The following is a 25,890-nucleotide window of genomic DNA, read 5'->3' as shown; positions in this document are numbered from 1 at the left end:
TGACAACGACTAGTTCGACGATGCCACCGAAACTAGTCAGTGTCAAGATTTAGACGAGCGGCTAGCGGGATTCCGCGAACCTGCGCAGCGACTCCACCTGCGCCGGGTCCAGCGACGGGCGCACGGTCTCGCGGGCCTTCGCGACGTCGGCCGCCGTGACGTCGGCGGCGTCGATCGATCGGCGCATCGCCGTCAGCGCGGCCTCGCGCAGCAGGGCCACGCAATCGGCGGCGCTGTACCCGTCGAGTTCGGCGGCGAGGGTCTCCAGATCCACGTCGGATGCCAGCGGCACGGACTTGCCTGCGGTCTTGAGGATCTGCGTGCGCGCCTCGGCATCGGGAGGCGGCACGTAGACCAGCTTTTCCAGCCGCCCGGGGCGCAGCAGCGCCGGGTCGATCAGGTCGGGCCGGTTCGTCGCGCCGAGGACGACGACGTCGCGCAGCGGCTCGATGCCGTCGAGTTCGGTCAGCATCGCGGCCACGACGCGATCGGTGACCCCGGAGTCGAAGCTCTGCCCGCGACGCGGTGCCAGCGCGTCGATCTCGTCGAGGAACACCAGTGACGGCGCAGAGTCCCGGGCGCGCTGGAACAGCTCGCGCACCGCCTTCTCCGACGAGCCGACCCACTTGTCCATCAGCTCAGCACCTTTCACGGCATGCACGCTGAGCCTCCCCGAACTCGCAAGGGCCCGAACGACGAACGTCTTGCCACATCCGGGCGGACCGTAGAGCAGGACGCCGCGCGGCGGTTGGACGCCGAGGCGCTGGAAGGTCTCCGGGTGCTGCAGCGGCCACAGCACGGCCTCGGTCAGGGCCTGTTTGGTTTCGGTCATGTCGCCGACATCTTCGAGGGTGACCGAGCCGACCGACACCTCCTCTGCCGCCGACCGTGACAACGGGCGGATCACCCCGAGCGCGCCGACGAGGTCCTCCTGGACCAGTGCCGGGTCATCACCTGTTTCGCTGGCCCGCGCCGCCGCTCGCAGGGCCGCCTCACGGACCACGGCGGCCAGATCTGCCACGACGAATCCCGGTGTGCGCTCGCCGATTTCGCCGAGATCGAGATCAGCGGCGGGTACGCCGCGCAGCAGCACCTCGAGCAGTTGGGTGCGAACGGCTCCGTCAGGCAGGCTCAACCCCAGCTCGCGGTCGCACAGGTCCGGTGCACGCAGGCGGGGATCGACGTTGTCCGGCAAGGCCGACGTCGCGACGAACGCGACGCCTTTGGTGGCGACGGCCGAGCGCAACTCGGTGAGGATCAGCGTCGCCACCGGGTCGGCCGGTACCGGCAGCAGGGCGTCGACGTCGGTGACCAGTAACACGCCGCCGCCGTCCCGCACGGTGGCGACGGCGGACGAGACGTTGGCCAGCCTGTCCTCCGGACGCAGTGACCCGACCTCTGGACCGTCGAGCTCCACGAGGCGACGGCCCGCACAGACCGTGCGCACCAGCGTCGCCTTGCCCACACCGGCGGGCCCGGACACGAGGACACCCAGATTGGCTGTCGCACCCAGCTTTTCGAGCAGGTCGGGTTGGTCCAGCGCCAGCTTGAGCCATTCGGTGAGTCGCCCTGCCTGGGCATGGGCGCCTTTGAGGTCGTCGTAGCCGACGGCCGGCGGCTCGGTGTCGGCCTCGACGACCTGGGTCGTGCGGGTCGCGTCCTGCCGGGCAGGGGCAACCGAGTCCCCCCAGCACACCAGCGAATTCGGCTGAACGCTCACGGGCCCCGCCGGATCGACATCGGTGACGGTCAGCAGCTCCGATGTCCACGTGATGCCGACCGAGGAGGCCAGCGCGGCACTTGCCGCCGATGTCGAGGTGCCGGGGCCGAGGTCGCGGGGGAGCAGCGACACGGTGTCACCGACCGTCATCACCTTGCCCAGCAGGGCCTGCCGCAGCGTCGCCGCGGTGATCGACTGGGTGGCCAGACGCGAACCGTTCAGGGTCACCGACCGCGCGCCGTAGACGGTCACGGGCGCGACGAGCACCGAGGTGTCCTCGCGCAGGCCCGCGTTCGACAGCGTGACGTCGTCGAGGAGCGCGGTGCCCGTGGGTGTGCCTGCGGGCGCCGTCCCGACCACCGCTGCGGTGGTCCGCGAACCGGTCAGCGAGACCGCGTCCCATTCCCGGATGCCCAGCGCGGCAATCGCTTCGGGGTGCAGCCGGACCACGCCGCGGCGGGAGTCCAGCGCCGAGGTGTTGAGCCGGGCGGTGAGGGCTAGATCGGGCACGTCACCCCCGTGGCGGTCGGCGCAGGCCCAGGCGCATCATCGAGCGGCGCGGCTGGCCGGTGCGATGGATCCGGTGTGTGCGGCGGATCGCTCGCCGCGCGGCGCGCTGCTGACGCGGCTTGTCGTCCCACACCTCAGGGTGCGCGGCCAGGAATCGCTTGGTGCGGAACGCGAACGGGATGTGCAGGAAGTAGGCCACGATGATCACCAGGATCACGATGTAGCCGTACAGGATGGACGCTGCGACGCCGATCGCGAGCAGAGCCAGCAGCGGCGCAACCATGTTGGGGGGCACCGAGAACGTGTGGATCTTGCGCATCGGCAGGGTGCTGACGACCAGCAGCGAGACCGCGATCATCCAGATGACGACGGCGGGCTCGGAGGTCCACCAGCCGTCCCCGAACTGCATTTTGGCGGCGAGCGGGCCGATCGCGCCGATCGCGCCCGCCGGCGCCGGCATGCCGGTGAAGTACTTCTTCTCGTAGGAGGGCTGATCGACCGACAGCATCGCGTTGTAGCGGGCGAGCCGCAGCACGATGCACACGGCGTACAGCAGCACGACGATCCACCCGATGCGTGACGTCGACAGCAGCGTGCCGTAGACGATGAACGCCGGTGCGACGCCGAAGTTCACCGCGTCGGCCAGCGAATCGATCTCCTCGCCCATCTTCGACGTGGCCTTCAGCGCGCGGGCGAGCCTGCCGTCGAGCGCATCGAGGATCGCGGCGATCGCGAGGAACGCCATCGCCTCCGTGGGTCGGCCGTCCAGGGCGAACTTCACCGCGCTCAGGCCGAGGCAGATGGCAGCGACCGTCATCGCGCTGGGCAGGATCTTGACGCTGACCACCGGCGTCTTGATGCGGGGTCTCATCAGGGCAGCTCGGCCAGCACGGTCTCGCCCGCCACCGATCGCTGCCCGACCGAGACCAGGATTCGCGATCCGGCGGGCAGGTAGGTGTCGAGGCGGGATCCGTAACGGATCAGCCCGTAGGTGTCGCCGAGGCCGACCTTGTCACCGGGCTTGACGTTGCACACGATACGGCGGGCCAGCAGACCCGCGATCTGCACGGCGATCACCTCGGCGCCCTCCGGGCTGCGGATGACGACACTGTTGCGTTCGTTGTCCTCGCTCGCCGCGGCCAGCTCGGCGGAGCCGAACAGGCCGGGACGGTGCTTGACGGCCACCACCTCACCGGCGAGCGGGGCGCGTTGCACGTGGGCGTCGAAGAGCGACAGGAAGATGCTGATGCGTGGCAAAGGTGTTGCGGGAAGCCCGAGTTCACTCGGCGGGACTTCCTCCTCGATCAGGCAGATCAGCCCGTCGGCGGGGGCGACGACGACACCGGGCCGGGTCGGCGCCACGCGCGGCGGGTGCCGGAAGAATGCGGCATTGGCGGCGGCGGCGGCGAGGCCGGTGTTGCGCAGCCAGCGGGTGTTGCGTCCGGCGATTGCCACCGCGAGGCTCGCGCCGACGAACGGCAGCCCGGCGGAGTGCATCGGGGGAACGGTGGTGCGAACCAGGGCCGCCAGGCGCGCTGGTCCTGTCTTGAGGTCGGGGCGTCTGGCCATCGTCCAGCGAGTCTACCGACGAGCACTTGCGCGAGGAGTACGCAGCCGGGGACGAGCGCTTGCGCGAGGAGTGGGCAGCCGGGGAGGTGGGCTAGCGCAGGTCCCACACCTGCGCACGTGACCCGGCGGCCAGCTCGGCGGTGTCCTCGTCGATCTCCAGCAGGCAGTTCGCCGACGCGAGCCAACGCAGGTGATGCGATGCCGGCGGGCCGTAGCTGGTCACGGTGTCGGTGACGGGGTCGAACACGCCGCGGCGGAACTGTCGCTTGCCGCGTGGCGACGTCAGGTCCTCGGTGAGCGTGGCGGAGCGGCGCGGCCGTTCGTTGTCGGCTAGCCCCATCGCGGCCCGTAGCGCGGGACGGATGAACACCTCGAACGACACCAGCGAGCTCACCGGGTTTCCGGGCAGCGTGATGATCGGGGTGCCGTCGACCGTGCCCGCGCCCTGCGGCATCCCCGGCTGCATCGCGACCTTGACGAACTCGACGCTCCCTTCGCCCAGTGCGTCCTTGACCACCTCGTAGGCGCCTGCGCTGACGCCGCCGGTGGTGATGATGAGGTCCGCGCCGTCGGCCTGGGCTCGCAGCGTCTCGCGAAACGCGTCCACGTTGTCGTCGCTCATCGGTGAGGCGATCACCTCGGCGCCTGCGTCGCGCACGGCGGCGGCCAGCATGACGCCGTTGGACTCGTAGATCTGCCCCGGCTGCAGCTGCGTCCCTGCGGCCACCAGCTCGGTTCCGGTCGACATGACGAGGACCCGCAGGCGCGGCAGCACCGTCAGCTCGGCCAGACCCAGTGCCGCAGCCAACCCGAGGGCCGCCGGCGTCACCACCTGCCCGGCCAGCAGCACCGTCGTTCCGGCGGTGACGTCCTCGCCGGCTCGGCGGATGTGCTGGCCGACCTTCGTGCCGGCGCGGATCGCCACGGTGTCGACCCCGCCGTCGGTGGACTCCACCGGGATCACCGACGTGGCGCCGGTGGGGAGCGGGGCGCCGGTCATGATGCGGTGCGCGGTTCCCGGCGTCAGCGTCGGGACGTCGGTGCGTCCGGCGGGGATGTCCTCGGCGACGGGCAGGACCACCGGGTTCTCGTCGGTGGCGGCTGCGATGTCCTCGGTGACGACGGCATAGCCGTCCATCGCGGAGTTGTCGAAGCCCGGCAGCGACAGCGGTGCGACCACGTCGGCGCCGAGGACCAGTCCGAGTGCGTCCGCGATCGGGACCTGCGTCGCGGGACGCGCGGCGATCAGGTCGGCGACCACGCGCCGGTGTTCTTCGACTGAGCGCATCGGCGGCATCAGATCCCGAACTTCACGCCGGTCAATTCCTCGGAGACCGTCCACAGGCGCTGCTGCACCGCGGCGTCGTGCGACTGCTGGGTGGACTTCACCAGCACGGGGTGGCCGACAAGTTCCCGGAAACCGGACGGACCGTAGTACTGGCCACCCTGCACACCGGGGTCGGTCGCCGCCCGCAACGTGGCGAGCGCGCCGACGGCGGGGCTGTTGGTGACCAGGCCCGCCACCGTCGCGAAACCGGGCAGGCTCGAGCCGGGGATGTGGCGCATCAGCTCGGTGTTGGAGATGCCGGGGTGGGCCGCCACCGCGACGGTCGGTGCGTTCTTGGCGGCGAGTCTGCGCTGCAGCTCGTAGGTGAACATCAGGTTGGCGAGCTTGGACTGGCCGTAGGCGGCGACGCGGTTGTAGCTGCGTTCCCACTGCAGGTCCTCGAAGTGGATGCCGGCCCGGATGTTGTGGGCGATGCTGGCGACGGTCACGACGCGCGACCCGGGGACCTCGAGCAGGTTGTCCAGCAGCAGACCGGTGAACGCGAAGTGTCCCAGGTGGTTGGTGCCGAACTGCAGCTCGAACCCGTCACGGGTTACCTGCTTGGGCGGGTACATGACTCCGGCATTGTTGATCAGCAGGTCGATGCGGGGGTGGGCCGCACGCAGCGCATCGGTGGCCCTGCGGACGCTGCCCAGAGACGACAGATCGAGCTCCTGGAGCGATACGGAAGCGCCTGGATGCCGACGGGTGATCGCGTCCAGTGCTTTCTGTCCCTTGCCGGCGTCCCGCACCGCGATGACGACGCGGGCGCCCTTGCCCGCGAGGACCAGGGCGGCTTCGTAGCCGATCCCGGTGTTGGCACCGGTGACGATGGCGGTGCGGCCGGTCTGGTCAGGTACGTCGGCGGCAGTCCATTTGGAGGTCATGACACTCAACTTACGGAGACCGTCGCACGTCTTCACCCTCCGGGCCGACACTAGTGTCGAACGCGTGCATCTGGTCGAACCGGCGCACCCGCCGAGCCGGAAAGCGCCGCTCGTCTGGGCCATCGGGGCCGCTGTCCCCTGGATGGTCGCCGTCGTGGCGCAGGCGCTGTGGTTCGTGCTCGACGGGCGGATGCTCTGGCTGCATGCTCTGGCCGCGGCCGTCACCCTCATCGGTGCGGCCGTTTCCGTCGTCGTCGCACCGCTGTGGCGCTACCGCGTGCACCGGTGGGAGCTGGACCGGACGGCGGTTCACACCCGGTCGGGGTGGCTGGTGCAGGAGCGCCGCATCGCGCCGATTTCGCGAGTGCAGACCGTCGACACGTACCGGGGACCGCTGGACCGGCTGTTCGGCTTGGCGAACGTGACGGTGACGACCGCGTCGTCGGCCGGAGCGGTGCGCATCGTCGCCCTCGACGTCGACGTGGCCGACCAGGTGGTGGCGCGGCTGACCGACATCGCGGCGCTGGGTGCCGAGGACGCCACGTGACCGCGCACGCGAGGAGCGAATCGGGCCCGGCCTGGTCCCGGCTGAGCCCACGCATGCTGCTGGTGCATCCGGTCCACGAGGTGGTGCGCCAGATCCCGGTGCTGATCGGGTCTCTCGTGCTCGGTTCGGCCACCGGGAACCCGATGTGGACGGTCGTCGGCATCGCGCTGATCGTCGCGTACGGGTTGGCCCGCTGGTTCACCACGACGTACCGCATCGGCCCGGACGACGTGCAGTTGCGTAGTGGGGTGCTGCGACGCAACGTGCTGTCGTTGCCCCGCAACCGGATTCGGTCGGTGTCCACCGACGCGCGGTTGCTGCACCGGCTGCTGGGGTTGACGGTGCTCAAGGTCAGCACCGGCCAGGAGGCCTCGGGGGACACGGCTTTCGAGCTGGACGCGGTCGCCGCGGCCGAGGTCGCGCAGCTGCGCTCCATTCTGCTGGCCGAATCGCTCGCCGTGCCCGATCCGGTGGACGCGCCCGGGCGGGTGCTGGCCCGCTGGCAGCCCTCCTGGCTGCGCTACAGCCCCCTGACCTTCACCGGGCTGGCGATGATCGTAGCCGCGCTCGGGGTGATCACGCAGTCGGGAGTGCCTGATGCGCTGCGGGATTCGAGCCTGGTCGAGGCCGGGGAGGCCGCGGCGCGAGATCTCGGCGTTGCCGCGGTGGTCGCTGTCGGCGTGATCGTGGTGCTGCTGGCATCCGTGGCGCTGTCGGTGACGCAGTCGCTGGTCACCTACGGCAACCTGGTGCTGCGCCGAGACGCCGAGGTCCTGCACCTGTCGCACGGGCTGATTCGAGTGCGGGAGCACACGTTCGACATGCGCCGCCTGCGCGGTGGTTCGCTGAGGGAACCCTTGCTGGTGCGGCTGTTCGGCGGTGCGCGGCTCGACGCCGTGATGACGGGCGTGGCTGGTGCCGGCGAGGCGTCGCAGCTGCTGCCGGCATGTCCGCGCGCTACCGCTCAGGCGGTGCTGATCGACCTGATCGACCAGCCGGACGCGGTGACCGGGCCCCTGACGGTGCACGGGCCGGTGGCGACGCGGCGGCGCTGGACGAGGGCGCTCGTCGTTCCGGTGCTGGCCGCGTTGGCGCTGGCGGTGTGGGGTGCTGCGCCCTTGTGGGCCTGGGTCGTGCTGGTCGCTGGCACCGCGTTCAGCGCGTACCTGGCATTCGACCGTGCGCGATCACTTGGGCACCGCGTCGGCGACGGCTGGCTGGTCGCGCGCTCCGGCAGCCTGACGCGCCGCCGCGACTGCGTGGCCGCGGCGGGCATCGTCGGTTGGACCGTGCGTCAGACCCTCTTTCAGCGCAGGGCTGGGGTGGCCACCCTGATCGCCGCGACCGCCGCGGGCGTGAAGCGCTACGAGCTGCTCGACGTGCCCGCAGACCTCGCCTGGGCGATCGCGGCGGCCACGTCACCGTGGGTCGGCGTTGGCGTGGATCGCGTCGCGGCAGTACCGGGCCAGGCCGGGAAGCCCGAATGACTCGTCGTAGGTGGCGACGTACCTCGGATCGCTGACGTACATGTCGCCGAGGTTGCGATGAAACTCCGGCGGGCAGTCGTAGAACCACCGATTCACGTGCAGCCTGTGCTGTTCTGCCGCGTTCATCGCCTCTTCGGAGTCGGCGGGTAGCCCGGCACGGAAGGCGTCGGCAAACGCCTTCTCCACGGCTTCGCCCTCTGCCTTGATGCGTATCCAGTCGTCCCTGCCGTAGGACTTGGCCCGGCGCTGTGACTCCTTCCATTCAGCCGTCTCGCCCCACTTCTGCTCGGCTTCGGCCTGATAGTCGTCGAAGCTGTCACCGAACAGTTCGCGCATGTCGTCATCGGTCATGGGGGTGTTCGTCATCGCTTTCTCCAGTGCTTGATCGATTGCCCCGACGAGATCTCGCAATTCGTCGAGGCGGGACATGACGCGTTCGCGCTGGCGGCGCAGATGGCTGATCTCGTCGCCCTCGGCCAGCGCGGAGGCGATCTCGTCGAGGGACATCTCGAGCCGGCGGTAGACGATGATCTGGGACAACCTGGTCAGGTCGGCCGCCGTGTACAGCCGGTAGCCCGAGGCGCCGCGCCGACTCGGCGTCAACAACCCGATGTCGTCGTAGTGGTGCAGCGTCCGGATCGTGACACCGAATCGCTGCGCGACGTCGCCCACCGTCAGTTCTTCCACCCGCATCTCCCGCGTCATATCGATCAGGCTGGTGCCTCACGTTGCGTCAGGGTCAAGTCCCGGGTCCCGAGTTGCGTGCGCCCGCCTGCCGTTTACTGTCGCACCATGGCTGTCGGTGGAGTGCTGTTCGACATCGATGGTGTGCTCGTGACGTCGTGGGAGCCGATTCCGGGCGCCGCGGAATCCCTGCGGGCGTTGGCGGACAACCAGATCGCGTGCGCGTACCTGACCAACACCACCACCAAGACCCGCGCGCAGATCGCCGACCTGCTGACCGACGCGGGCATGGCGGTGCGTTCCGACGAGGTGATCACCGCGGCGGTGCTCACGGCCGACTACGTCCGCAGCCGGTACCCGGACGCACGCTGCTTTCTGGTCAACAGCGGCCAGATCGCCGAGGACATGCCGGGCATCGACCTCGTCTACTCCGGTGATTTCACCGGCCAACGCGCACCCGAGGCCCCGGATGTGGTGCTGCTCGGTGGCGCCGGGCCGGAATACAGCCACCTGACGCTGTCCTGGGTCTACGACTGGATGGCCCAGGGCGTGCCGGTGGTGGCCATGCACCGCAGCACCGCGTGGACGACGGCCGACGGTCTGCGCGTCGACACCGGCATGTACCTGATCGGCATGGAACAAACCTCCGGCCGCAAGGCCAGCGCCGTCGGCAAGCCCGCACCGGAGGGCTTTCTGTCGGCGGCGAGCCGCCTCGGGGTGGACCCCGACGAGATGTACATGGTCGGCGACGACCTCAACAACGACGTGCTCGCCGGCCAGGTGGTCGGTATGACGGGCGTGTTGGTGCGCACCGGCAAGTTTCGGCAGGACACGCTGGACCGCTGGGCTGCCGACGAATTCGCGATGCAACCCAACCACGTCATCGATTCGGTGGCCGATCTGCCGGCGCTGCTCGGGCTGTAGCCGATGAGATTCGGCCTCACCACCGCTCTGCCGCGCGCCGGCGAGCAGGCGCGTGCCTTCGCGCAGCGTGTCGAGGCCGCAGGCATCGATGTGCTGACGTTCGCCGACCATCTCGCACCCACCGTGGCGCCCTTCACCGCGGCAGCGGCGGCTGCCGCGGTGACGACCCGCCTTCGCGTCGGGACTCTGGTGCTCAACAACGACTTCCGGCACCCTGTCGACACCGCGCGCGAAACCGCTTGTCTGGCAACATTGTCCGACGGTCGCTTCGAGCTCGGCCTCGGGGCCGGGCACATGAAATCCGAGTACGACGCCGCGGGAATATCGTTCGACCGCGGCGGCATCCGCGTGGCGCGGCTCGTCGAGTCCGTCACGATCATCCGTTCGCTGCTGGCCGGGGAGCCCGTCGACATGGACGGCGCCCACTACCAGGTGCGCGCGCAGGCCGGTGAGATTCTCGCCGTGCCCGACCGAGAGGTTCCGATCCTCATCGGCGGCAACGGCACCCGCGTGCTCGAGCTCGCGGGGCGGGTGGCAGACATCGTCGGATTCGCAGGCATCAGCCACAACCACGATGCCACCAGGGTGCGTCTCAGCCACTTCGACGGCCCGGGCCTCTCCGACCGGATCGCGGTGGTGCGCGAGGCGGCGGGGGATCGGTTCGTCGACATCGAACTCAACGCACTGATCCAGGCCGTCGTCGTCACCGACAACCGCCGAAAGAGCGCCCAGGATCTCGGCGAGGCATTCGACGCGGATCCCGAGGCGCTGCTGTCGTCACCGTTTCTGCTCATCGGCTCTCACGAGCAGATGGCCGAACAACTTGTCGCGCGCCGCGACGAGTTCGGCATCAGCTATTGGACGGTGTTCGACGAATTGCCGGGGCGGGCTTCGGCGTTGCCCGACATCGCCGAAGTCATCACCCTGCTGCGATGAGTTCCGAGGGGTCGCGCTGTCGAACCTCGCCGGTCTGACCGCTGGATGAAAGATCAACCGTTCGGCTGAGGTTTTCGAGCGCACAACGGTGCCTCGTTGACGCATGGAGAAACGGGGGAAGCACGCCGTCGTCCTCGGCGCGAGTATGGCGGGGCTGATGGCGGCAAGGGTGCTGACGGAATTCTACGAGCGGGTGACGATCGTCGAGCGCGACGAACTCGACGACACCTCGGAACCCCGACGGGGGGTGCCGCAGAGCAGGCAGCCGCACGTCGTGCTGGCGCGGTGTGGCGAGGTCATCGAGGAGCTGTTTCCAGGAATCACCGCCGAACTCGTCGCGGCCGGGGCGCACACATGGACCGATGGTGATCTGTCGCGCTTCCACACCCGATTCGGTGGACACCTCTCATGCAGCGTCGGCGAGATCCCCGATCCGTCAGCGTTGACCATGCTCTTTGCGAGCCGTCCGTTCATCGAAAGTCATGTCCGACGCCGGGTCCGGGCGCTTCCGGCGGTCAGCCTGTGCGACCGACACGATGTCGACTCGCTGACCTGGTCTGGGGGTGTGGTCACAGGTGCTCGGGTGTCCTCCCGGACGGAAGGTCGAACATTCGACATCGCCGCGGATGTCGTCGTGGATGCCACCGGTCGCGGCTCACGGACACCGTCTTTTCTGGAAACAATGGGCTACGGGCGGCCTCGCGAAGATCATCTGACCGTCAACGTCAGCTACGTGAGCATGCCTGTCCGCATCCCGGAGGGATTGCTCCACGAGTACCTGTTCATCGACATGTTCAATGCAGGTCGGCCCTACGGGTTCAGTATCTCGCGTTGCGAACACGATCTCTGGAGTGTGCTCGTCGGAAGCCTTGGGAAGCATGCCGTGCCGCCCGCCACCGTCGACGAGTTCATGCGCCTCGCCGAACAGTTGATGCCCGCACACGCCTATGCGGCCGTACGAAACGGCGCGCCGCTCGGTGACCTTGCGCTGCATCGGTTTCCGGCCAGCAGATGGCGCCGCTACGACACGATGAGGCGCCTACCCGATGGACTGCTCGTGACCGGTGACGCAGTGGCCAGCTTCAACCCCATCTACGGCCAGGGGATGACGGTTGCCGCCATCGATGCGATCGCACTGCGCGACTGCCTGACCCGCGGCGCCAAGGGGCTACCCCGCCGCTTCCAGCGGGTGGCCGCGCGCGGTATCAAGGTTGCTTGGCGGACGGCAGTCGGTTCCGATCTGGCACTGCCGGAGGTCGACGGACGGCGGACCGTCGCGACGAAGCTGACGAACGCCTACCTCGACCGCGTCCTGTCCGCGGGGGAGACCGACCCTTGGGTCTGTCAGAAATTTCAGCGGGTCACCGGCATGCTCGAACCGCCGACGGCTTTGTTCACCCCGACGATGCTGCGGAAGGTGATGAAGCCGGCAGCGGCGACGAGCGAGCCTGCGTCGGCCCCCGCTACGGCATGAGGGCCAGAATCAGCCGGGTGAGCTCGGCCTGCCGGTGCGTGTCGGTCTTCTGGTAGACGTGCTGTAGGTGTGTCTTGACCGTCGCTGTGGACAGCGACAGCTCGTCGGCGATGGCGGCAAGGCCACACCCGCGACTGATGCGCAGCGCCACTTCGGCTTCGGAGTCAGTCATCGAAAACAGCTGCCGCAGTAGTGCTTTCGGCGGCTCTCGGTGCACATCGGGATCGACGACGACGAGGAGTGAGCGGGCAGCCTCGTCGCTCCCCAGCGGCAGCACGTGGACGATCAGCGGACGCGTCGAGTCCACGCGGGGGACGCAGACCGACGTACCGATCCGAGTGGTGCCGACGGCGCGTGACACGGCGCCTTGCAGCTCCGCGCCGGCCGACGGTGACGACAGCCGGATCTGTCCCGATCTGACGACAACGTCGGCGCTGCAACGGAAGAGCGCCTCCGCGGCAGCATTCGAGTACGCGACGGTCATGTCCGCGCGCACCACCGCAGTCGGCGCAGCGAACGTGTCGGCAGGATGGGCGCCGTGCAGCGCCTGAGCGCGCAAATCGTTCAACGACCGCTGTGTGCGCAACGCCGTCTGCAGGTGGGGTACGAGCGCGTTGACCGTTCTGACGTTCTCGGAACTGGCAAAAGCCTTGTCTCGCTTGGGTGCCGCTACCAGGAACGAGTGCGGCCGGCAGCCGCCGCTGAGCCGGACGAAGACCCCGTCGTCCATCGCGTAACGCCGCATCCAGTCTGCGTGGAACTCCGAGCGCGGGTTCAGCGCCACCAACTGTTCGCCGCTGTGCACGAGGCCGAGCGGACTGGACTCCACCGCATCCAGCACGTAGTCCAGCGGTTGGAAGTGGGCGGCATAGGTCTGGAGAGCGTCGGTGTTCGGAACGCTGCAGGTTGCGATGTCACGGTCCGTACCGCCTGCGATGAGACCACATCCGGTCCCGTTGAGCGCAGTACGCGTCAACGACATCGCGTCGACCAAGCGGCCGGGCTCGACGGCGGCGTCGTGGACGGCCGTGACTATTCGCGAAAATTGTTCGATCGTGATCATTTCCACCCCCACGCAATGCGTGCCCCGCGATGAATATACCCCCGTTGAGCACGGGTGACGCAATATCTGCGTGCGTCAGGCAGTGAGCTCGCGCTGCAGTACGCGCACCGCTTCGATGCGCTCTTGCAGTTGCTCGCGCGTGGCCGCCGCGACCGGCGGACCGCCGCAGCGGCGGCGCAGTTCGTTGTGGATCCAGCCGTGCGGCCTGCCGGTCCTGTGGTGGGCCAGCGACACCAGCGTGTTCAGCTCACTGCGGAGGTCGCGTAACTGGCCGTGCGTCGACTTCGGCACCTGCGCGCCCGACTCGGTGCGCTTCTGGAGTTGTTCATCCTGCCTGCGGCGCAACAGGTCTCGCATGGACGCCGCATCGAGAAGCCCGGGGATGCCCAGATAGTCGGCTTCCTCGTCGCTGCCCGCGGGCGTCGCGGTGCCGAACGAGGAGCCGTCGAAGATCACCTGGTCGAGTTCGGCGTCGGCACCGAGATACTCGACCTTCTTCTCTTCGTCGCCCGCCTCATCCTTCTTCTGTGCGGCCAGTTCGGCGTCGAGCGGATCGTCTTCGAGGTTCTCGCGGTGCGGTTTGCCCAGCACGTGGTTGCGTTGGGCTTCCATCTCGCTGGCGAGCAGCAGAAGATTCGGCACCGACGGCAGGAAGATGCTCGCGGTCTCGCCGGCGCGACGGGACCGCACGAACCGGCCGATCGCCTGCGCGAAGAACAGCGGCGTCGACGCGCTCGTGGCGTAGACCCCCACCGACAGCCTGGGCACGTCGACGCCTTCGGAGACCATGCGCACCGCGACCAGCCACCGCGAGGTGCCCGCCGAGAACTGCGAGATGCGGTCCGAGGCGCCCTTGTCGTCGGAGAGCACGACCGTGGGCACCTCGCCGGTGAGCTTGGTCAGCAGGTCGGCATACGCGCGTGCCGCCGTCTGGTCCGTGGCGATGATCATGCCGCCCGCGTCGGGCACGTGCTGGCGCTTGCCCTGAAGGCGTTTGTCGGCGGCTGCGATCACCGCGGGCATCCACTCACCCTTGGGATCCAGCGCCGCCTTCCACGCCCGCGCGGTCTGCTCGGCCGTCAGCGGTTCCCCCAGGCGCGCCGCATGTTCCTCGCCCGCGCTGTCGCGCCACCGGGCCTCACCCGAGTACGCCATGAACATCACCGGCCGCACGACGCCGTCGGCGAGGGCGTCGGAGTAGCCGTACGTGTGGTCGGCCTGCGATCGGGCGAAGCCGTCGGGCCCGGTCTCGTAGGTGATGAACGGGATCGCACTGTCGTCACTGCGGAACGGCGTCCCCGTCAATGCCAGCCGCCGGGTCGCGTCGTCGAAGGCCTCCCGGATTGCGTCGCCCCAGCTCTTCGCGTCGCCGCCGTGATGGATCTCGTCGAAAACGACGAGCGTCCTGCGGTTCTCCGTACGCACCCGGTGCCGGGTCGGGTGGCTGGCCACCTGCGCGTAGGTGACGACGACGCCGTGGTACTCCGACGACGTCTGCGAGTTGGAGTTCGAGAACTTGGGGTCCAGCGCGATGCCTTGGCGCGCTGCGGCCTGCGCCCATTGGATCTTCAGGTGCTCGGTCGGCACCACGATCGTCACCGCGTCGACAGTGCCCTCGCCGAGGAGCTCGGCCACGATGCGCAGCGCGAACGTTGTCTTACCGGCGCCGGGCGTCGCGACGGCGAGGAAGTCTCGTGGCTTGGCGGTCAGGTATTTGACCAGCGCTCGCCGCTGCCAGCCCCGCAATGCCTGGGCGGCGGGCGTTCCGGCCGAGCCGGACATAGGCTCAGCATCAGCCCGCACCCACAACTCCTTCCGACCGGAATTCACCCTAGGCCAAGCGCTTCCGCGATCGCACGTTCGCGGCGTGTCCGGATGCGGCGTGTCTGTGACGCTATGGGACCCAGTGGTTGTCGTGCCTGATGAACCACTCGGCGCGTTCCTCGTCGGAAAGCTCGCCGACCTGTGACAGCCCCTCGAAGTAGAACTCACGCGGCGCGCCGGGCGCGAAGAGCATCAGCAGCGACACCGGATCGTCACCCTCGTTGCGGAACCCGTGGATGCCGCCGGGAGGGACGTAGAGGTAGTCGTTGGCGAGGCCGTCGACCCAGTCGGTGCCGTCGTAGAGGCGCACGGTGCCCGAGAGCACGTAGAAGGCCTCCGAGATCGAGCGGTGGAAGTGCGGCCCCGGTCCGCCGCCGTTCGGGGCGATCTCGACGCGGTACAGGCCGTAGTCGCCGCCGGTCTCCTGCTGCTTGGCCAGATAGTGGTACTGCACCAACCCGAACGTCGAGTGGTCGGCCGGGTCGTCACCGCGCTTGAGCCACGCACTCTTCTCGGGTTCGTCGGCGGTGTAGCGGGGCGGGGGATAGGGCGGCACGACCAACGACATGCCGCCCATCCTGCCTGCGTCAGCTGACGGGGAAGACCACCTTGGTCAACTCTTCGGAGATCTCCCAGAGACGGCGCTGCTGGTCGACGTCGTAGGACTGAGCGCTGGAAGCGACGACGACGGGCGCGCCGCGCTGCTGGCCGATGCCGTCCGGTCCGTAGTACTGGCCGCCGAGGACCCCGGGGTCGGTGGCGGCGCGCAGCGTCGGCAGCGCACCGCCGTCGGGGGTCTGCGCGAACAGCACCGGGGCGGCGGCCAGGAATGCGCGTTCGACCGGCCGGGGGAGGCTGCGGGCCAACTCGGTGGTCGCCGTACCGGGGTGCGCGGCGACGGCGATCGTCTTGCCGCGCGGAGCCAGGCGGCGCTGCAGCTCGTACGTGAAGAGAAGGTTGGCGAGCTTGGACTGGGTGTAGGCGCCCATCCGGCTGTAGCTGCGCTCCCACTGCAGGTCGTCCCAGTGGATGGCGCCGCCCATCTTGTGGCCGTTGCTGCTGACCGTCACGATCCGGGCGCCGTCGACGTCGAGGAGTTTGTCGAGCAGAAGTCCGGTGAAGGCGAAGTGGCCGAGGTGGTTGGTGCCGAACTGCAGCTCGAAGCCGTCCTTGGTGGTGCCCTTCGGTGTCGTCATGACGCCTGCGTTGTTGATGAGCAGGTCGATCGTGTCGAAGCGGGACTTGAGCGCCTCGGCGGCTGCGTGGATGGAGGCCAGCGACGTCAGATCCAGTTCCTGGACGTCGACGTCCCCGGTGATGCGCGCGGCGGCGGCCTCGCCCTTGGCCGTGTCGCGAACCGCGATCACGACCCTGGCACCCTTTTCGGCGAGTGCCTTCGCGGTCTCGAAGCCCAGCCCGGTGTTGGCGCCGGTGATGACCGCTGTGCGGCCGGACTGGTCGGGGATGTCTGCGGTGGTCCAATCGGACATGTCGGGTCTCCTCGTAGACTGGTTAAGCGGGGCAACAGCCCCGGTTGTTGACGACTATACGGAACGCTCGCCCCGGTTCTTGTTCGCTGAAAGGGAAATCCCCGTGACCTCAGCTCGGCCTCTCCGCGCGGACGCTGCGCGCAACCGGGCCCGTGTCCTGGAGGTTGCCTACGACACCTTTGCCGCGGACGGGCTGGGCGTCCCGATCGACGAGATCGCACGGAGGGCCGGCGTCGGCGCCGGAACGGTGTACCGCCACTTTCCGACGAAGGAGGCGCTGTTCGCAGCCGTCGTCGAGGACCGGCTGCGCCGGGTCACCGAGCATGCGCGCACGCTTCTGCAGACCGAAGGCTCAGGCCAGGCGCTGTTCGTCTTCCTGCGAGACATGATGCGCAACGGCGCGGCCGACCACGGACTGGTCGACGCGCTCGTCGGCTACGGACTGGACCTGGAGAGCGCGGCACCCGGCGCCGAAGAGATGTTTCTCGGCATGCTCGGCGAGCTGCTGACCGCGGCGCAGGGCGCCGGAACCGTGCGCGACGACGTCGGGGTCCGGGAATTCAAGGCGCTCCTGGTCGTGTGCAAGGTGCCGCAGTTGTACGGCCATGACGTGGCGGACCGCGTGGTGCAGGTGATCGAGGACGGTCTTCGGCCCCGGCGGTAGTGCCGGCGGGCGGTCGCAAACCTTGCACTCGCCCAGGTCGAGTGCTAAGAATGCAGTTGGCACTCGCGACCAGTGAGTGCTAGGTCGGGCCGGTGAGGCCGGGGCCGCATCTGCGAGCACAGCCCCGGTCGTCCGTCGCGGGCACCGCTTCCGACCACGAGACGTGCATCCCCAATCCCGGAGGAAACACTTCGCAATGGCTAAGACAATTGCGTATGACGAAGAGGCCCGTCGCGGCCTCGAGCGGGGCCTCAACAGCCTCGCCGACGCGGTAAAGGTGACGTTGGGCCCCAAGGGTCGCAACGTCGTCCTGGAGAAGAAGTGGGGCGCCCCCACGATCACCAACGATGGTGTGTCCATCGCCAAGGAGATCGAGCTGGAGGACCCGTACGAGAAGATCGGCGCCGAGCTGGTCAAGGAAGTTGCCAAGAAGACCGACGACGTCGCCGGCGACGGAACCACCACCGCCACCGTGCTCGCACAGGCTCTGGTTCGCGAAGGTCTGCGCAACGTCGCAGCGGGTGCCAACCCGCTCGGCCTCAAGCGCGGCATCGAGAAGGCCGTCGAGGCCGTCACCCAGGGTCTGCTGAAGTCGGCCAAGGAGGTCGAAACCAAGGAGCAGATCGCTGCCACCGCTGCGATCTCCGCGGGTGACACCCAGATCGGCGAGCTCATCGCCGAGGCCATGGACAAGGTCGGCAACGAGGGCGTCATCACCGTCGAGGAGAGCAACACCTTCGGCCTGCAGCTGGAGCTCACCGAGGGTATGCGCTTCGACAAGGGCTACATCTCGGGCTACTTCGTGACCGACGCCGAGCGCCAGGAAGCCGTCCTCGAGGATCCCTACATCCTCCTGGTCAGCTCGAAGGTCTCGACGGTCAAGGACCTGCTGCCGCTGCTGGAAAAGGTCATCCAGTCCGGCAAGCCGCTGCTGATCATCGCCGAGGACGTCGAGGGCGAAGCCCTGTCGACCCTGGTGGTCAACAAGATCCGCGGCACCTTCAAGTCCGTCGCCGTCAAGGCTCCGGGCTTCGGTGACCGTCGCAAGGCGATGCTGCAGGACATGGCGATCCTCACCGGTGGCCAGGTCATCAGCGAAGAGGTCGGCCTCTCCCTCGAGACCGCTGACGTCTCCCTGCTGGGCAAGGCCCGCAAGATCGTCGTGACCAAGGACGAGACCACCATCGTCGAGGGTGCAGGCGATGCCGACGCGATCCAGGGCCGTGTCGCCCAGATCCGCGCCGAGATCGAGAACAGCGACTCCGACTACGACCGCGAGAAGCTGCAGGAGCGCCTGGCCAAGCTGGCCGGCGGCGTTGCAGTCATCAAGGCCGGAGCTGCCACCGAGGTGGAGCTCAAGGAGCGCAAGCACCGCATCGAGGACGCCGTCCGCAACGCAAAGGCCGCCGTCGAAGAGGGCATCGTCGCCGGTGGCGGCGTGGCCCTGCTGCAGTCGGCTCCCACGCTGGACGACCTCGGTCTGTCCGGTGACGAGGCCACCGGCGCCAACATCGTCCGCGTGGCGCTGTCGGCTCCGCTCAAGCAGATCGCCTTCAACGGTGGTCTGGAGCCCGGTGTCGTGGCCGAGAAGGTCTCGAACTTGCCTGCGGGTCACGGCCTCAACGCCGCGACCGGTGAGTACGAGGACCTGCTCAAGGCCGGCGTTGCCGACCCGGTGAAGGTGACCCGCTCGGCGCTGCAGAACGCAGCCTCGATCGCGGCGCTGTTCCTCACCACCGAGGCCGTCGTCGCCGACAAGCCGGAGAAGGCCGCCGCACCTGCGGGCGACCCGACCGGTGGCATGGGCGGTATGGACTTCTAAGAAGTCTTCGGAGGAGGCCCGGTCCCGTTCGCGGGGCCGGGCCTTCGTTTATCCCCAACGTGGGGTTTATGCACAGGTTCGGCCCGATTTGCGTGCGGGAGGCCCACTTTCGTCGGAGGCAGCCGCGAATGTCGCGGCATGGAACCTTTCATCGGCAGTGCGGCTGTGCGCAATGGCGCGGTGACTCGGCGCGGCCTGGCTCGCCATCACCGCGCGATCTTCCGCGATGTGTACCTTCCGAAAGACGTTGAGCTGACTGCGCAGATCAAAGCCGAAGCCGCGTGGCTCGCGACGGGCGCGGTCCTCGGTGGAGTGTCGGCTGCGGCAGTCTTCGGCACCAGGTGGATCGACGCGGCTGCGCCCGCAGAGATCGTTCGTCCCGATCGGCACGCAGCGGCAGGCATTGTGGCGCACTCATGGGATCTGGCGGCCGGGGAGACCTGCCTTGTCGCGGGTGTGGACGCAACGACACCTGCGCGCACTGCCTTCGACATCGGTCGCACCCGCCCGCTTGACCAGGCGATACCGGTCATCGATGCGCTGATGAATGCAACGCGCGTCTCCCCGGCTGCAATCGCGGCCGTTGCGGCAGACCACCCCGGTGCTCGCGGTGTGCGGCACATCCCTGGGTTACTGGAGTTGGTCGACGGGGGCGCGGAGTCACCGCAGGAAACCAGGGTCCGGCTGATCCTCGTGCGCGGCGGCCTGCCCCGTCCCGAGACCCAGATCGTGTTCAAGGATCTCCGTATCCGTGTGGACATGGGGTGGCGCAGATGGAAGGTCGCCGTCGAGTACGACGGCGTTCACCACTGGAACGACCGCCGGCAGAGGTCCTGGGACATCGACAGGTTGGCACTATTGGAGGCCGCAGGATGGGCGGTGATACGTGTCAGTAGTGACATGATGCGCCGGCCAGAGGTCATCGTGGAGCGAGTTCGCGCCAAACTAGTCGAACGTGGGGCCTATGCACACATTTCAGGCGATTTACGTGCGTAGGGCCCACGCTAGGCAGGCTAAAGGGTGTGCAGCGGTTGGGGTTTCAGCGCGAGGGTGGCGACGATGCTGACGATCGCGGTCGCGACGAGATAGCCGCATGCGAGCCACGGCGTGCCGCCCTCCGCGCCGATCAACGCCGTGAGGATCAGCGGCGTCAGCCCTGAGGAGTACACACCGGAGAGCTGGTAGACCGTCGACAGCCCGGTGTAGCGGATACGGGCCGGGAACAGCGATGCGTACAGCGTGCCCTGCGCGCCGTAGAACAGGGCATGGATGACACCGAACACCACCACCATTCCGACGGCATAGAGCGCGATGTCCCTGGTGCCGAACAACGCGAACACCGGGAACACGGCGACCGCGTAGGCGGCGATGCCGATGGCGTAGACACGCTTTGGCCCATACCGGTCGGCTAGCAGACCTGAAACCGGCAGCAGGGCGGCCATCAAGAGCGCAGCACCGGTGACGGTGACGAGCACGGGAACTTTTTCCAGTTCGAGCGTGCCGGTCGCATAGGAGATCGCGAAGACGCCCCAGGTGTTGAACGCCGCGCCCTCGCCCCAGCGCGAGAGCATCCCCAGCACAGTCGATTTCAGGATGGGCGGGCGGAAGACCTCCTTGAGCGGGACGGCGGCGCGGTCGTCGCTGTCGCGGACCTTCTCGAATGCCGGTGTCTCGCTGGCCTTCAGTCGAACCACCACACCGAAGATCACTAGCACGACGCTGAACAGGAACGCGATACGCCAGCCATAGGTGAGGAACGCATCGTCGGGCAGGACGCTCTGTAACAGTGCGAAAACCCCTGTGCCGAGGGCGAGTCCGAGCGCCAGGCCGACCTGTGGGATGCTGCCGAACAATCCGCGCTTGCGGGCGGGGCCGTGCTCGACGGCGAGCAGCACCGCGCCGGCCCATTCGCCGCCGAGGGCGAATCCCTGGACAACGCGCAAGAGCAGCAACAGGATCGGAGCGAGCACGCCGATCTGCGCGGCGGTCGGCAACACGCCCATCAACGCCGTCGCACCGCCCATCAACAGCATGGTCAACGCCAGGGTCTTCTTGCGGCCGATGCGGTCGCCGACGTGGCCGAACACGAAGCCGCCGATCGGACGCACCAGAAATCCGACGGCGAATGTCGCGAACGACAGCAGCGTCCCGACGAACGTCGTCTGGTCGGGGAAGAACGCCTGGTTGAACACGAGGCTGGCCGCGGTGGCGTAGAGGAAGAAGTCGTACCACTCGATGGTCGTACCGACGAGGCTCGCCCATAACGCCGTGCGGGCCTGCGGGGTCACCGACTGCTGGTCGTTCGCTTCGCCGGGCGCGTTGATCACCGTCACGGGAATCCATCAGCTCAAGATCACGCGGGTTTGGCCACACTTCTGCGCGTCATGATCGCAATCGGCGGAAGAAAAGCGGTGGTCGGTGAGTTCACTGTGGGCATGACCACTGCAACGATGACGGCAGTCGGGGCCTTCGCCGCCGATTCCATCGAGGAAAGCCTGCGTGACATCACCGTCGACATTCCCGAATTGCGGCCACGCGATGTGCTGGTGCGCGTGCTGGCGGTCTCGGTGAACCCCGCCGACTGGAAAGTGCAAGCCGGAATCGAACCGGGCTCGGACCCGGTGATCCTCGGCTACGACGCCGCCGGTGTGGTCGAAGCGGTCGGCCCGGAGGTCGGCACGCTCGAGGTCGGTGACGAGGTTTGGTACGCCGGCGCCATGAACAGGCCGGGTAGCTACGCCGAGTTCCAGGCCGTCGACGAGCGCATCGTGTCCCGCAAGCCGTCGTCGCTGTCGTTCGCCGAGGCGGCCGCGCTGCCGCTGACCACCATCACGGCGTGGGAGTCACTGTTCGATCGCTTCGGGCTGACGCGGGAGTCGACGGGCGACCTGCTGGTGCTGGGCGCTGCGGGCGGAGTCGGCTCGATCATGATCCAGCTCGCGAAGAAGCTGACCGGTGTCCGCGTGATCGGCACCGCAAGCCGAGACGAGTCCCGTGCCTGGGCGCACCAGATGGGCGCCGACGCCGTCGTCGACCACCGCCACCTCCGGGAGGAGACGCTGCGGGTCGCCCCCGACGGCGTCGACTTCCTGTTCTCGCCGCACTCGGCGGGCAACATCGACGACTTTGCCGCCATCGTCAAACCGTTCGGACACATCACCGCGATCGACGAGCCGGAAGGACTCGATCTGGTCGGGCTGAAGGCGAAAAGCATTGCGTGGCATTGGGAGTTGATGTTCACGCGGCCGGTGTTCGAGACGCCGGACATGATCGAGCAGCAGCGGCTGCTCGCCGCGACGGCCGGCCTCGTCGACGACGGCACGCTACGCACGACGGTCACCAAGACGATCGAGGACTTCTCCGCGGCGGGGCTGCGGGAGGCCAACCGTGACGTCAAGGCCGGCCGGATGACCGGCAAGGTCGTCGTGACGCGCTGATCTCAGCCGTTCAACGGGACGCAGTCGTCGCCGCACCCGGACGCGGTGGGAACGCCCGGCAGGGCGGGCCGGTGCAGCACCGCGCCGGTGGGCGAGATGCGCAGTCCTTCGTCGGCGGCCTCGGCGCGCCCGTCGATGATCAGCGTGTAGCCGCCGGTTTCGCGGGGTGGCCAGACCAGGGTGACGTCGGGGTGGGCGGCCGCGTTGCGGCGGGTGCTGTCGCCGACCGACCCGATGCGAAAGGCGTCGCCGTTCAGCACCGGTTGAATCGCGACGGTGTGGGCCCGGAAGTCGTCGCCGACCGTCACCAGGTATGCGTACGAGAAGTCGCCGAGGGTGTCGGCCAGCGTGCCGAGATCCACCTTGATGCTCATGGCCCGAGATTACGACTCCGCGCGGGGATTAGGTTCGAAGGTATGCCTCTGCCCACACCGTCACCGACCACCACCGCCGTCGTCACCGGGGCCTCCTCGGGCATCGGCGCCGATCTGGCTCGCGAGCTCGCTGCCCGCGGCCACGGCGTCACGCTCGTGGCGCGCCGTGAGGACCGCCTGCGCGATCTCGCCGACGAGCTGTCCGGAACCGTCCGGGTGGAGGTCGTCGCCTGCGACGTCGCCGACGCCGACGCCCGCGCCGACCTGCTCGCCGAAGTGGAGCGCCGTGGCCTGACCACCGACATCCTGGTCAACAACGCCGGCATCGGCACCATCGGTCCGGTCGTCGACTCGACCCCGGAGGCCGAGATCAACCAGGTGCGCGTGAACGTGGAGGCCGTGATCGACCTGTGCACCCGCGCGATACAGCAGATGGTGCCTCGTGGGCGCGGTGCGATCCTCAACGTCGGTTCCACGGCGGGCTTCCAGCCGTTCCCCGGGCAGTCGGGCTACGCGGCGACGAAGGCGTTCGTCCGCTCTTACACCGACGGGCTGCGCGGCGAGCTGGCCGGCACCGGCGTCACCGTCGCCGCGCTACACCCGGGGCCGGTGCGCACCGAATTCCTCGAAACCGCGGGGATGGACGAGCGCGCGTTCGCCGCCGCGTTCCCGAAGTTCCTGTGGATCCCGTCGCGTGACGTCGCGAAGAAGGGCATCGAGGCGCTCGACAGCGGGCGCAGTGTCATCCCGGGGTGGCAGAACGAGATCCCGGCCCGGGTGTTCGAGTTCCTGCCGCGCAGGCTGCTTCTTCCGCTGCTGAAGAATCAGCACCCGGCGCTGCGGCAGTCACGCTGACTTCGGCCAGCTCCGCATCCAGCCCTCGGTCGGCAGGTCGAGTCCGTTGCACAGCGTGCAGATGGTGCGATACCAGCCGACGACGATCAGCAGCTCCATCCGCTGCTCGTCGGAAAGGCTGTGGCTCAATGCATCCCACGTCGCGGTCGACCACGAACCGGTGCGCTCCAGTTCGTCGACGGCCGCGATCAGCGTCTGCTCGTCGGCCGACCACCCGGCATCGGCGCCGGTGACCAGTGCGTCGCATTCGGCGTCGGACACCCCGGCGATCGGACCCCAGAACGCGGCCTGCCCGCCCCACTCGTAGGCGCAGCCCACCAGAGCGCAGGTTCGCAAGATCGCGATCGTGCGAACCCGCGGCGGTAGTTCGGCGTCGATGTAGAGCGCTTCGCCGAGGGTGCGCAGCTTGGCAGCCATCGCGGGATGTCTTTGCAGGCAACGGACCAACAGCAGCGGCTCGTACGTGCGATCGGGGTGCCCCCAGCTGTTGATGCCGGCCGCGTCCTCCTCGCTCCAGGGCGGGGGCAGCGGTGCGACGCGGCTCATGTCACGGGGGCGGGTCGACGGCCTCGGATCAGTGCGCCGGGACGGGCGTCGGTCGGCACGCCGTTCTCGGCGATCACCTCGCCGGAGACGATCGTGGCCACGTAGCCTTCGGCGGTCTGGTCCAGCCTGCGTCCGCCCGCGGGCAGGTCGCTGACCACGACCGGCTTGTGCAGCCGCAGCGCCTCGGTGTCGATGACGTTCAGATCCGCCTTGTAGCCCACCGCGATTCGACCCCGGTCGGCCAAGCCGGCCACGCGCGCGGGCACCGACGTGAGCTCACGGATCACCTCGGGGACCGACAGTCTTCCCGACTCGCGGTCACGCACCCAATGCGTCAGCATGTACGTGGGAAAGCTTGCATCGCAGATCATCCCGTAATGCGCGCCGCCGTCGCCGAGGCCCAGGACGACATCGTCACGGCGAATCAGCTCGGCGACGGTGTCCAGCGAGCCGTCGCGGAAATTCGCGAGCGTGACCAGCAGCATGGCGTGGCCGTCGTCGTCGAGGAGCCGGTCGTAGGCTTCCGCGAGCGGGCTGACACCCCGGGCGCGGGCCCGCGCACCGATCGAGTCTTCGGGTGCCGGTTCATAGTTCGGTGGGTCGCCGAGCGGGTACATGTAGTCCCACGCCTGCGCGGCGAACATCAGCGGATGGCCGTCGCTCGCGGGCTGATCGCTCAGGATGCGTTCGCGCACTTCGGGTTTGCGCATCTCGGCGACGCGGTCCGCCAGCGGCAGGTCGGCGATCTCGCGATAGGACGGGTACATGACGAACGGATTGCCCGACAGGTCGAGGCCGAGCACCAGCCCGATCGGCCGCGGAAAGATCTGCCCGGTGACGTCGCCTCCGTCGGAGTTGGCCTTCTCCACCATGCGCAGCGCGTCGAGGTGGATGGGCGGACCCGCGTTGCCGATCGCGAGCGTGAACGTGACCGGCAGGCCCACCTCGGAGGCGACGTCGAACACGGCCTTCAGTGCGCCCTCGTAGTCGCCCGCCATCAGGTCGGGCACGAACTGCAGAAGCCCGCCGCCTGCGTCGTCGACGCCACGGGCGATGGCCTCGATCTCGGCGTACTCCGCCTCGTAGCTCGGAATCGGTTGTCCCCCGGCAGTTTTGTGCAGTGTCAGCCGCGACGACGCGAAGCCCAGGGCGCCCGCCCGCACGGCCTCCTCCGCGAGCTTGCGCATCAATGCGAGGTCTTCTCCGGTCGGCACCTCGCGGTCGACCCCACGCTGACCCATCACGTACACGCGCAGCGGCGAATGCGGGAGGAACGCCGCCACATCAATATCGCGTGTCCCAGCATCCAGCGCATCGAGGAACTCGGGGAACGTCTCCCAGGTCCACGGCAGGCCGTCGACCATCACGACACCGGGGATGTCCTCCACGCCGGCCATCACGTCGACGAGCGTGTCGTGATCTTCGGGGCGGCACGGGGCGAACCCGACGCCGCAGTTGCCCATCACCGCGGTGGTCACGCCGTGCGCCGAGGACGGCGTCATCCGGTCCGACCAGATGGCCTGTCCGTCGTAGTGGGTGTGCAGGTCGACGAAGCCCGGCGTGACGAGCAGGCCGGTCGCGTCGATCTCCCGGGCCGCCTCGCCCTCGATCGATCCTGCCGCGCCGACCGCCGATATGACCCCGTCGCGCACCGCGATGTCACCGACGAAAGGTTCTCCCCCCAGACCGTCGACGATGGTTCCCCCGCGAACTATCAGGTCGTATGTCATCCCCCGAATGTACGGTGAGC

General features: G+C 68.5%; 24 protein-coding genes. 10 read left to right on the top strand and 14 right to left on the bottom strand.

The window, feature by feature from the left end; genetic code table 11:
• Positions 1-61: 61 nt before the first annotated feature.
• From ACAG24_RS10865 to ACAG24_RS10845, 5 genes are all read right to left on the bottom strand, one after another.
• Complete coding sequence (locus ACAG24_RS10865) at positions 62-2,230, bottom strand: AAA family ATPase (protein WP_370471827.1); 2,169 nt, start codon at positions 2,228-2,230, stop codon at positions 62-64.
• A gap of 1 nt (position 2,231) precedes the next feature.
• The gene (locus ACAG24_RS10860) at positions 2,232-3,101 is read right to left on the bottom strand and encodes a CDP-alcohol phosphatidyltransferase family protein (protein WP_370471828.1); all 870 of its coding nucleotides are present in this window, start codon (positions 3,099-3,101) and stop codon (positions 2,232-2,234) included.
• A complete protein-coding gene (locus tag ACAG24_RS10855; RefSeq protein WP_370471829.1) occupies positions 3,101-3,799 on the bottom strand; it encodes a phosphatidylserine decarboxylase in 699 nt (232 codons plus the stop codon). Before ACAG24_RS10855 ends, ACAG24_RS10860 begins: the two co-directional genes overlap by 1 nt.
• A gap of 91 nt (positions 3,800-3,890) precedes the next feature.
• Positions 3,891-5,087 (bottom strand): molybdopterin molybdotransferase MoeA, encoded by a 1,197-nt coding sequence (gene moeA / locus ACAG24_RS10850; protein ID WP_370471830.1) that lies wholly within the window; start codon positions 5,085-5,087, stop codon positions 3,891-3,893.
• An 8-nt stretch (positions 5,088-5,095) separates the two neighbouring features.
• A complete protein-coding gene (locus tag ACAG24_RS10845; RefSeq protein ID WP_370471831.1) occupies positions 5,096-6,013 on the bottom strand; it encodes an SDR family NAD(P)-dependent oxidoreductase in 918 nt (305 codons plus the stop codon).
• 64 nt (positions 6,014-6,077) lie between these two features.
• Here ACAG24_RS10845 and ACAG24_RS10840 point away from each other — a divergent pair, with 64 nt between their 5' ends.
• Together ACAG24_RS10840 and ACAG24_RS10835 are read left to right on the top strand one after the other, a co-directional pair.
• Positions 6,078-6,560: a PH domain-containing protein gene (locus ACAG24_RS10840; protein WP_370471832.1), complete on the top strand. Its 483-nt coding sequence runs from the start codon at positions 6,078-6,080 to the stop codon at positions 6,558-6,560.
• Positions 6,561-6,613: 53 nt separating this feature from the next.
• On the top strand, positions 6,614-8,047 hold the full coding sequence (locus tag ACAG24_RS10835; protein WP_370472610.1) for a PH domain-containing protein: 1,434 nt from the start codon (positions 6,614-6,616) through the stop codon (positions 8,045-8,047).
• Here the strand turns inward: ACAG24_RS10835 and ACAG24_RS10830 are convergent.
• Complete coding sequence (locus ACAG24_RS10830) at positions 7,979-8,734, bottom strand: MerR family transcriptional regulator (protein ID WP_370472611.1); 756 nt, start codon at positions 8,732-8,734, stop codon at positions 7,979-7,981. The two genes, ACAG24_RS10835 and ACAG24_RS10830, sit on opposite strands and share 69 nt — an antisense overlap.
• A gap of 105 nt (positions 8,735-8,839) precedes the next feature.
• Between ACAG24_RS10830 and ACAG24_RS10825 the strand changes: the two genes are divergently transcribed.
• The 3 genes from ACAG24_RS10825 (at position 8,840) to ACAG24_RS10815 (ending at position 12,065) form a co-directional block, all read left to right on the top strand.
• Positions 8,840-9,655, top strand: a complete 816-nt coding sequence (locus ACAG24_RS10825) for an HAD-IIA family hydrolase (RefSeq protein WP_370471833.1) — start codon at positions 8,840-8,842, stop codon at positions 9,653-9,655.
• A 3-nt stretch (positions 9,656-9,658) separates the two neighbouring features.
• A complete protein-coding gene (locus ACAG24_RS10820) occupies positions 9,659-10,591 on the top strand; it encodes a TIGR03621 family F420-dependent LLM class oxidoreductase (protein ID WP_370471834.1) in 933 nt (310 codons plus the stop codon).
• Positions 10,592-10,694: 103 nt separating this feature from the next.
• The gene (locus ACAG24_RS10815) at positions 10,695-12,065 is read left to right on the top strand and encodes an FAD-dependent oxidoreductase (RefSeq protein WP_370471835.1); all 1,371 of its coding nucleotides are present in this window, start codon (positions 10,695-10,697) and stop codon (positions 12,063-12,065) included.
• Here the strand turns inward: ACAG24_RS10815 and ACAG24_RS10810 are convergent.
• The 4 genes from ACAG24_RS10810 to ACAG24_RS10795 form a co-directional block, all read right to left on the bottom strand.
• Positions 12,055-13,128 carry a helix-turn-helix transcriptional regulator gene (locus ACAG24_RS10810; protein ID WP_370471836.1) on the bottom strand — a complete coding sequence of 358 codons (1,074 nt, stop codon included), beginning with the start codon at positions 13,126-13,128 and terminating at the stop codon, positions 12,055-12,057. The two genes, ACAG24_RS10815 and ACAG24_RS10810, sit on opposite strands and share 11 nt — an antisense overlap.
• Positions 13,129-13,203: 75 nt before the next feature.
• Entirely contained in the window at positions 13,204-14,910 is a 1,707-nt protein-coding gene (locus tag ACAG24_RS10805) for a DEAD/DEAH box helicase (protein WP_370471837.1), read from the bottom strand.
• Between the two features lie 112 nt (positions 14,911-15,022).
• On the bottom strand, positions 15,023-15,520 hold the full coding sequence (locus ACAG24_RS10800; protein ID WP_370471838.1) for a cupin domain-containing protein: 498 nt from the start codon (positions 15,518-15,520) through the stop codon (positions 15,023-15,025).
• Positions 15,521-15,539: 19 nt separating this feature from the next.
• A complete protein-coding gene (locus ACAG24_RS10795) occupies positions 15,540-16,442 on the bottom strand; it encodes an SDR family NAD(P)-dependent oxidoreductase (RefSeq protein WP_370471839.1) in 903 nt (300 codons plus the stop codon).
• Between the two features lie 103 nt (positions 16,443-16,545).
• Between ACAG24_RS10795 and ACAG24_RS10790 the strand changes: the two genes are divergently transcribed.
• The 3 genes from ACAG24_RS10790 to ACAG24_RS10780 all read left to right on the top strand — a co-directional run bounded on the left by ACAG24_RS10790 (position 16,546) and on the right by ACAG24_RS10780 (position 19,924).
• Positions 16,546-17,106, top strand: a complete 561-nt coding sequence (locus tag ACAG24_RS10790; RefSeq protein WP_370471840.1) for a TetR/AcrR family transcriptional regulator — start codon at positions 16,546-16,548, stop codon at positions 17,104-17,106.
• 196 nt (positions 17,107-17,302) lie between these two features.
• The gene (gene groL, locus ACAG24_RS10785; protein WP_370471841.1) at positions 17,303-18,928 is read left to right on the top strand and encodes a chaperonin GroEL; all 1,626 of its coding nucleotides are present in this window, start codon (positions 17,303-17,305) and stop codon (positions 18,926-18,928) included.
• A gap of 138 nt (positions 18,929-19,066) precedes the next feature.
• Positions 19,067-19,924, top strand: coding sequence for an endonuclease domain-containing protein (locus ACAG24_RS10780; RefSeq protein ID WP_370471842.1), 858 nt, complete (start codon positions 19,067-19,069; stop codon positions 19,922-19,924).
• 17 nt (positions 19,925-19,941) lie between these two features.
• On the opposite strand, the gene ACAG24_RS10775 is transcribed toward ACAG24_RS10780, so the two are convergent.
• Complete coding sequence (locus ACAG24_RS10775) at positions 19,942-21,261, bottom strand: MFS transporter (protein ID WP_370471843.1); 1,320 nt, start codon at positions 21,259-21,261, stop codon at positions 19,942-19,944.
• 102 nt (positions 21,262-21,363) lie between these two features.
• On the opposite strand from ACAG24_RS10775, the gene ACAG24_RS10770 reads away from it, so the two are divergent.
• Positions 21,364-22,365, top strand: a complete 1,002-nt coding sequence (locus ACAG24_RS10770; protein WP_370471844.1) for a zinc-binding alcohol dehydrogenase family protein — start codon at positions 21,364-21,366, stop codon at positions 22,363-22,365.
• A gap of 2 nt (positions 22,366-22,367) precedes the next feature.
• Here the strand turns inward: ACAG24_RS10770 and ACAG24_RS10765 are convergent, their stop codons facing one another.
• Positions 22,368-22,739, bottom strand: coding sequence for a pyridoxamine 5'-phosphate oxidase family protein (locus ACAG24_RS10765; RefSeq protein WP_370471845.1), 372 nt, complete (start codon positions 22,737-22,739; stop codon positions 22,368-22,370).
• 42 nt (positions 22,740-22,781) lie between these two features.
• Between ACAG24_RS10765 and ACAG24_RS10760 the strand changes: the two genes are divergently transcribed.
• Positions 22,782-23,594 carry an SDR family NAD(P)-dependent oxidoreductase gene (locus ACAG24_RS10760; RefSeq protein WP_370471846.1) on the top strand — a complete coding sequence of 271 codons (813 nt, stop codon included), beginning with the start codon at positions 22,782-22,784 and terminating at the stop codon, positions 23,592-23,594.
• On the opposite strand, the gene ACAG24_RS10755 is transcribed toward ACAG24_RS10760, so the two are convergent.
• Both ACAG24_RS10755 and ACAG24_RS10750 read right to left on the bottom strand, forming a co-directional pair.
• Entirely contained in the window at positions 23,586-24,140 is a 555-nt protein-coding gene (locus ACAG24_RS10755; RefSeq protein ID WP_370471847.1) for a carboxymuconolactone decarboxylase family protein, read from the bottom strand. The genes ACAG24_RS10760 and ACAG24_RS10755 overlap by 9 nt on opposite strands.
• Positions 24,137-25,870 carry an N-acyl-D-amino-acid deacylase family protein gene (locus ACAG24_RS10750; protein WP_370471848.1) on the bottom strand — a complete coding sequence of 578 codons (1,734 nt, stop codon included), beginning with the start codon at positions 25,868-25,870 and terminating at the stop codon, positions 24,137-24,139. The genes ACAG24_RS10755 and ACAG24_RS10750 overlap by 4 nt, the downstream gene beginning before the upstream one ends.
• Positions 25,871-25,890 lie beyond the last annotated feature (20 nt).

The organism is Mycobacterium bulgaricum, assembly GCF_041287165.2.
GTDB classification, from domain to species: Bacteria; Actinomycetota; Actinomycetes; order Mycobacteriales; family Mycobacteriaceae; genus Mycobacterium; species Mycobacterium bulgaricum.
This window is presented reverse-complemented; position numbering and strand designations above follow the sequence as displayed.

Excerpts from the sequence above, each read along its gene's own strand:
- ACAG24_RS10860 (WP_370471828.1), bottom strand. The coding sequence starts at position 3,101 with ATGAGACCCCGCATCAAGACGCCGGTGGTCAGCGTCAAGATCCTGCCC.
- ACAG24_RS10855 (WP_370471829.1), bottom strand. The coding sequence starts at position 3,799 with ATGGCCAGACGCCCCGACCTCAAGACAGGACCAGCGCGCCTGGCGGCC.
- moeA (WP_370471830.1), bottom strand. The coding sequence starts at position 5,087 with ATGCGCTCAGTCGAAGAACACCGGCGCGTGGTCGCCGACCTGATCGCC.
- ACAG24_RS10845 (WP_370471831.1), bottom strand. The coding sequence starts at position 6,013 with ATGACCTCCAAATGGACTGCCGCCGACGTACCTGACCAGACCGGCCGC.
- ACAG24_RS10835 (WP_370472610.1), top strand. The coding sequence starts at position 6,614 with ATGCTGCTGGTGCATCCGGTCCACGAGGTGGTGCGCCAGATCCCGGTG.
- ACAG24_RS10825 (WP_370471833.1), top strand. The coding sequence starts at position 8,840 with ATGGCTGTCGGTGGAGTGCTGTTCGACATCGATGGTGTGCTCGTGACG.
- ACAG24_RS10820 (WP_370471834.1), top strand. The coding sequence starts at position 9,659 with ATGAGATTCGGCCTCACCACCGCTCTGCCGCGCGCCGGCGAGCAGGCG.
- ACAG24_RS10815 (WP_370471835.1), top strand. The coding sequence starts at position 10,695 with ATGGAGAAACGGGGGAAGCACGCCGTCGTCCTCGGCGCGAGTATGGCG.
- ACAG24_RS10810 (WP_370471836.1), bottom strand. The coding sequence starts at position 13,128 with ATGATCACGATCGAACAATTTTCGCGAATAGTCACGGCCGTCCACGAC.
- ACAG24_RS10805 (WP_370471837.1), bottom strand. The coding sequence starts at position 14,910 with ATGTCCGGCTCGGCCGGAACGCCCGCCGCCCAGGCATTGCGGGGCTGG.
- ACAG24_RS10800 (WP_370471838.1), bottom strand. The coding sequence starts at position 15,520 with ATGTCGTTGGTCGTGCCGCCCTATCCCCCGCCCCGCTACACCGCCGAC.
- ACAG24_RS10795 (WP_370471839.1), bottom strand. The coding sequence starts at position 16,442 with ATGTCCGATTGGACCACCGCAGACATCCCCGACCAGTCCGGCCGCACA.
- groL (WP_370471841.1), top strand. The coding sequence starts at position 17,303 with ATGGCTAAGACAATTGCGTATGACGAAGAGGCCCGTCGCGGCCTCGAG.
- ACAG24_RS10780 (WP_370471842.1), top strand. The coding sequence starts at position 19,067 with ATGGAACCTTTCATCGGCAGTGCGGCTGTGCGCAATGGCGCGGTGACT.
- ACAG24_RS10770 (WP_370471844.1), top strand. The coding sequence starts at position 21,364 with ATGACCACTGCAACGATGACGGCAGTCGGGGCCTTCGCCGCCGATTCC.
- ACAG24_RS10765 (WP_370471845.1), bottom strand. The coding sequence starts at position 22,739 with ATGAGCATCAAGGTGGATCTCGGCACGCTGGCCGACACCCTCGGCGAC.
- ACAG24_RS10760 (WP_370471846.1), top strand. The coding sequence starts at position 22,782 with ATGCCTCTGCCCACACCGTCACCGACCACCACCGCCGTCGTCACCGGG.
- ACAG24_RS10755 (WP_370471847.1), bottom strand. The coding sequence starts at position 24,140 with ATGAGCCGCGTCGCACCGCTGCCCCCGCCCTGGAGCGAGGAGGACGCG.
- ACAG24_RS10750 (WP_370471848.1), bottom strand. The coding sequence starts at position 25,870 with ATGACATACGACCTGATAGTTCGCGGGGGAACCATCGTCGACGGTCTG.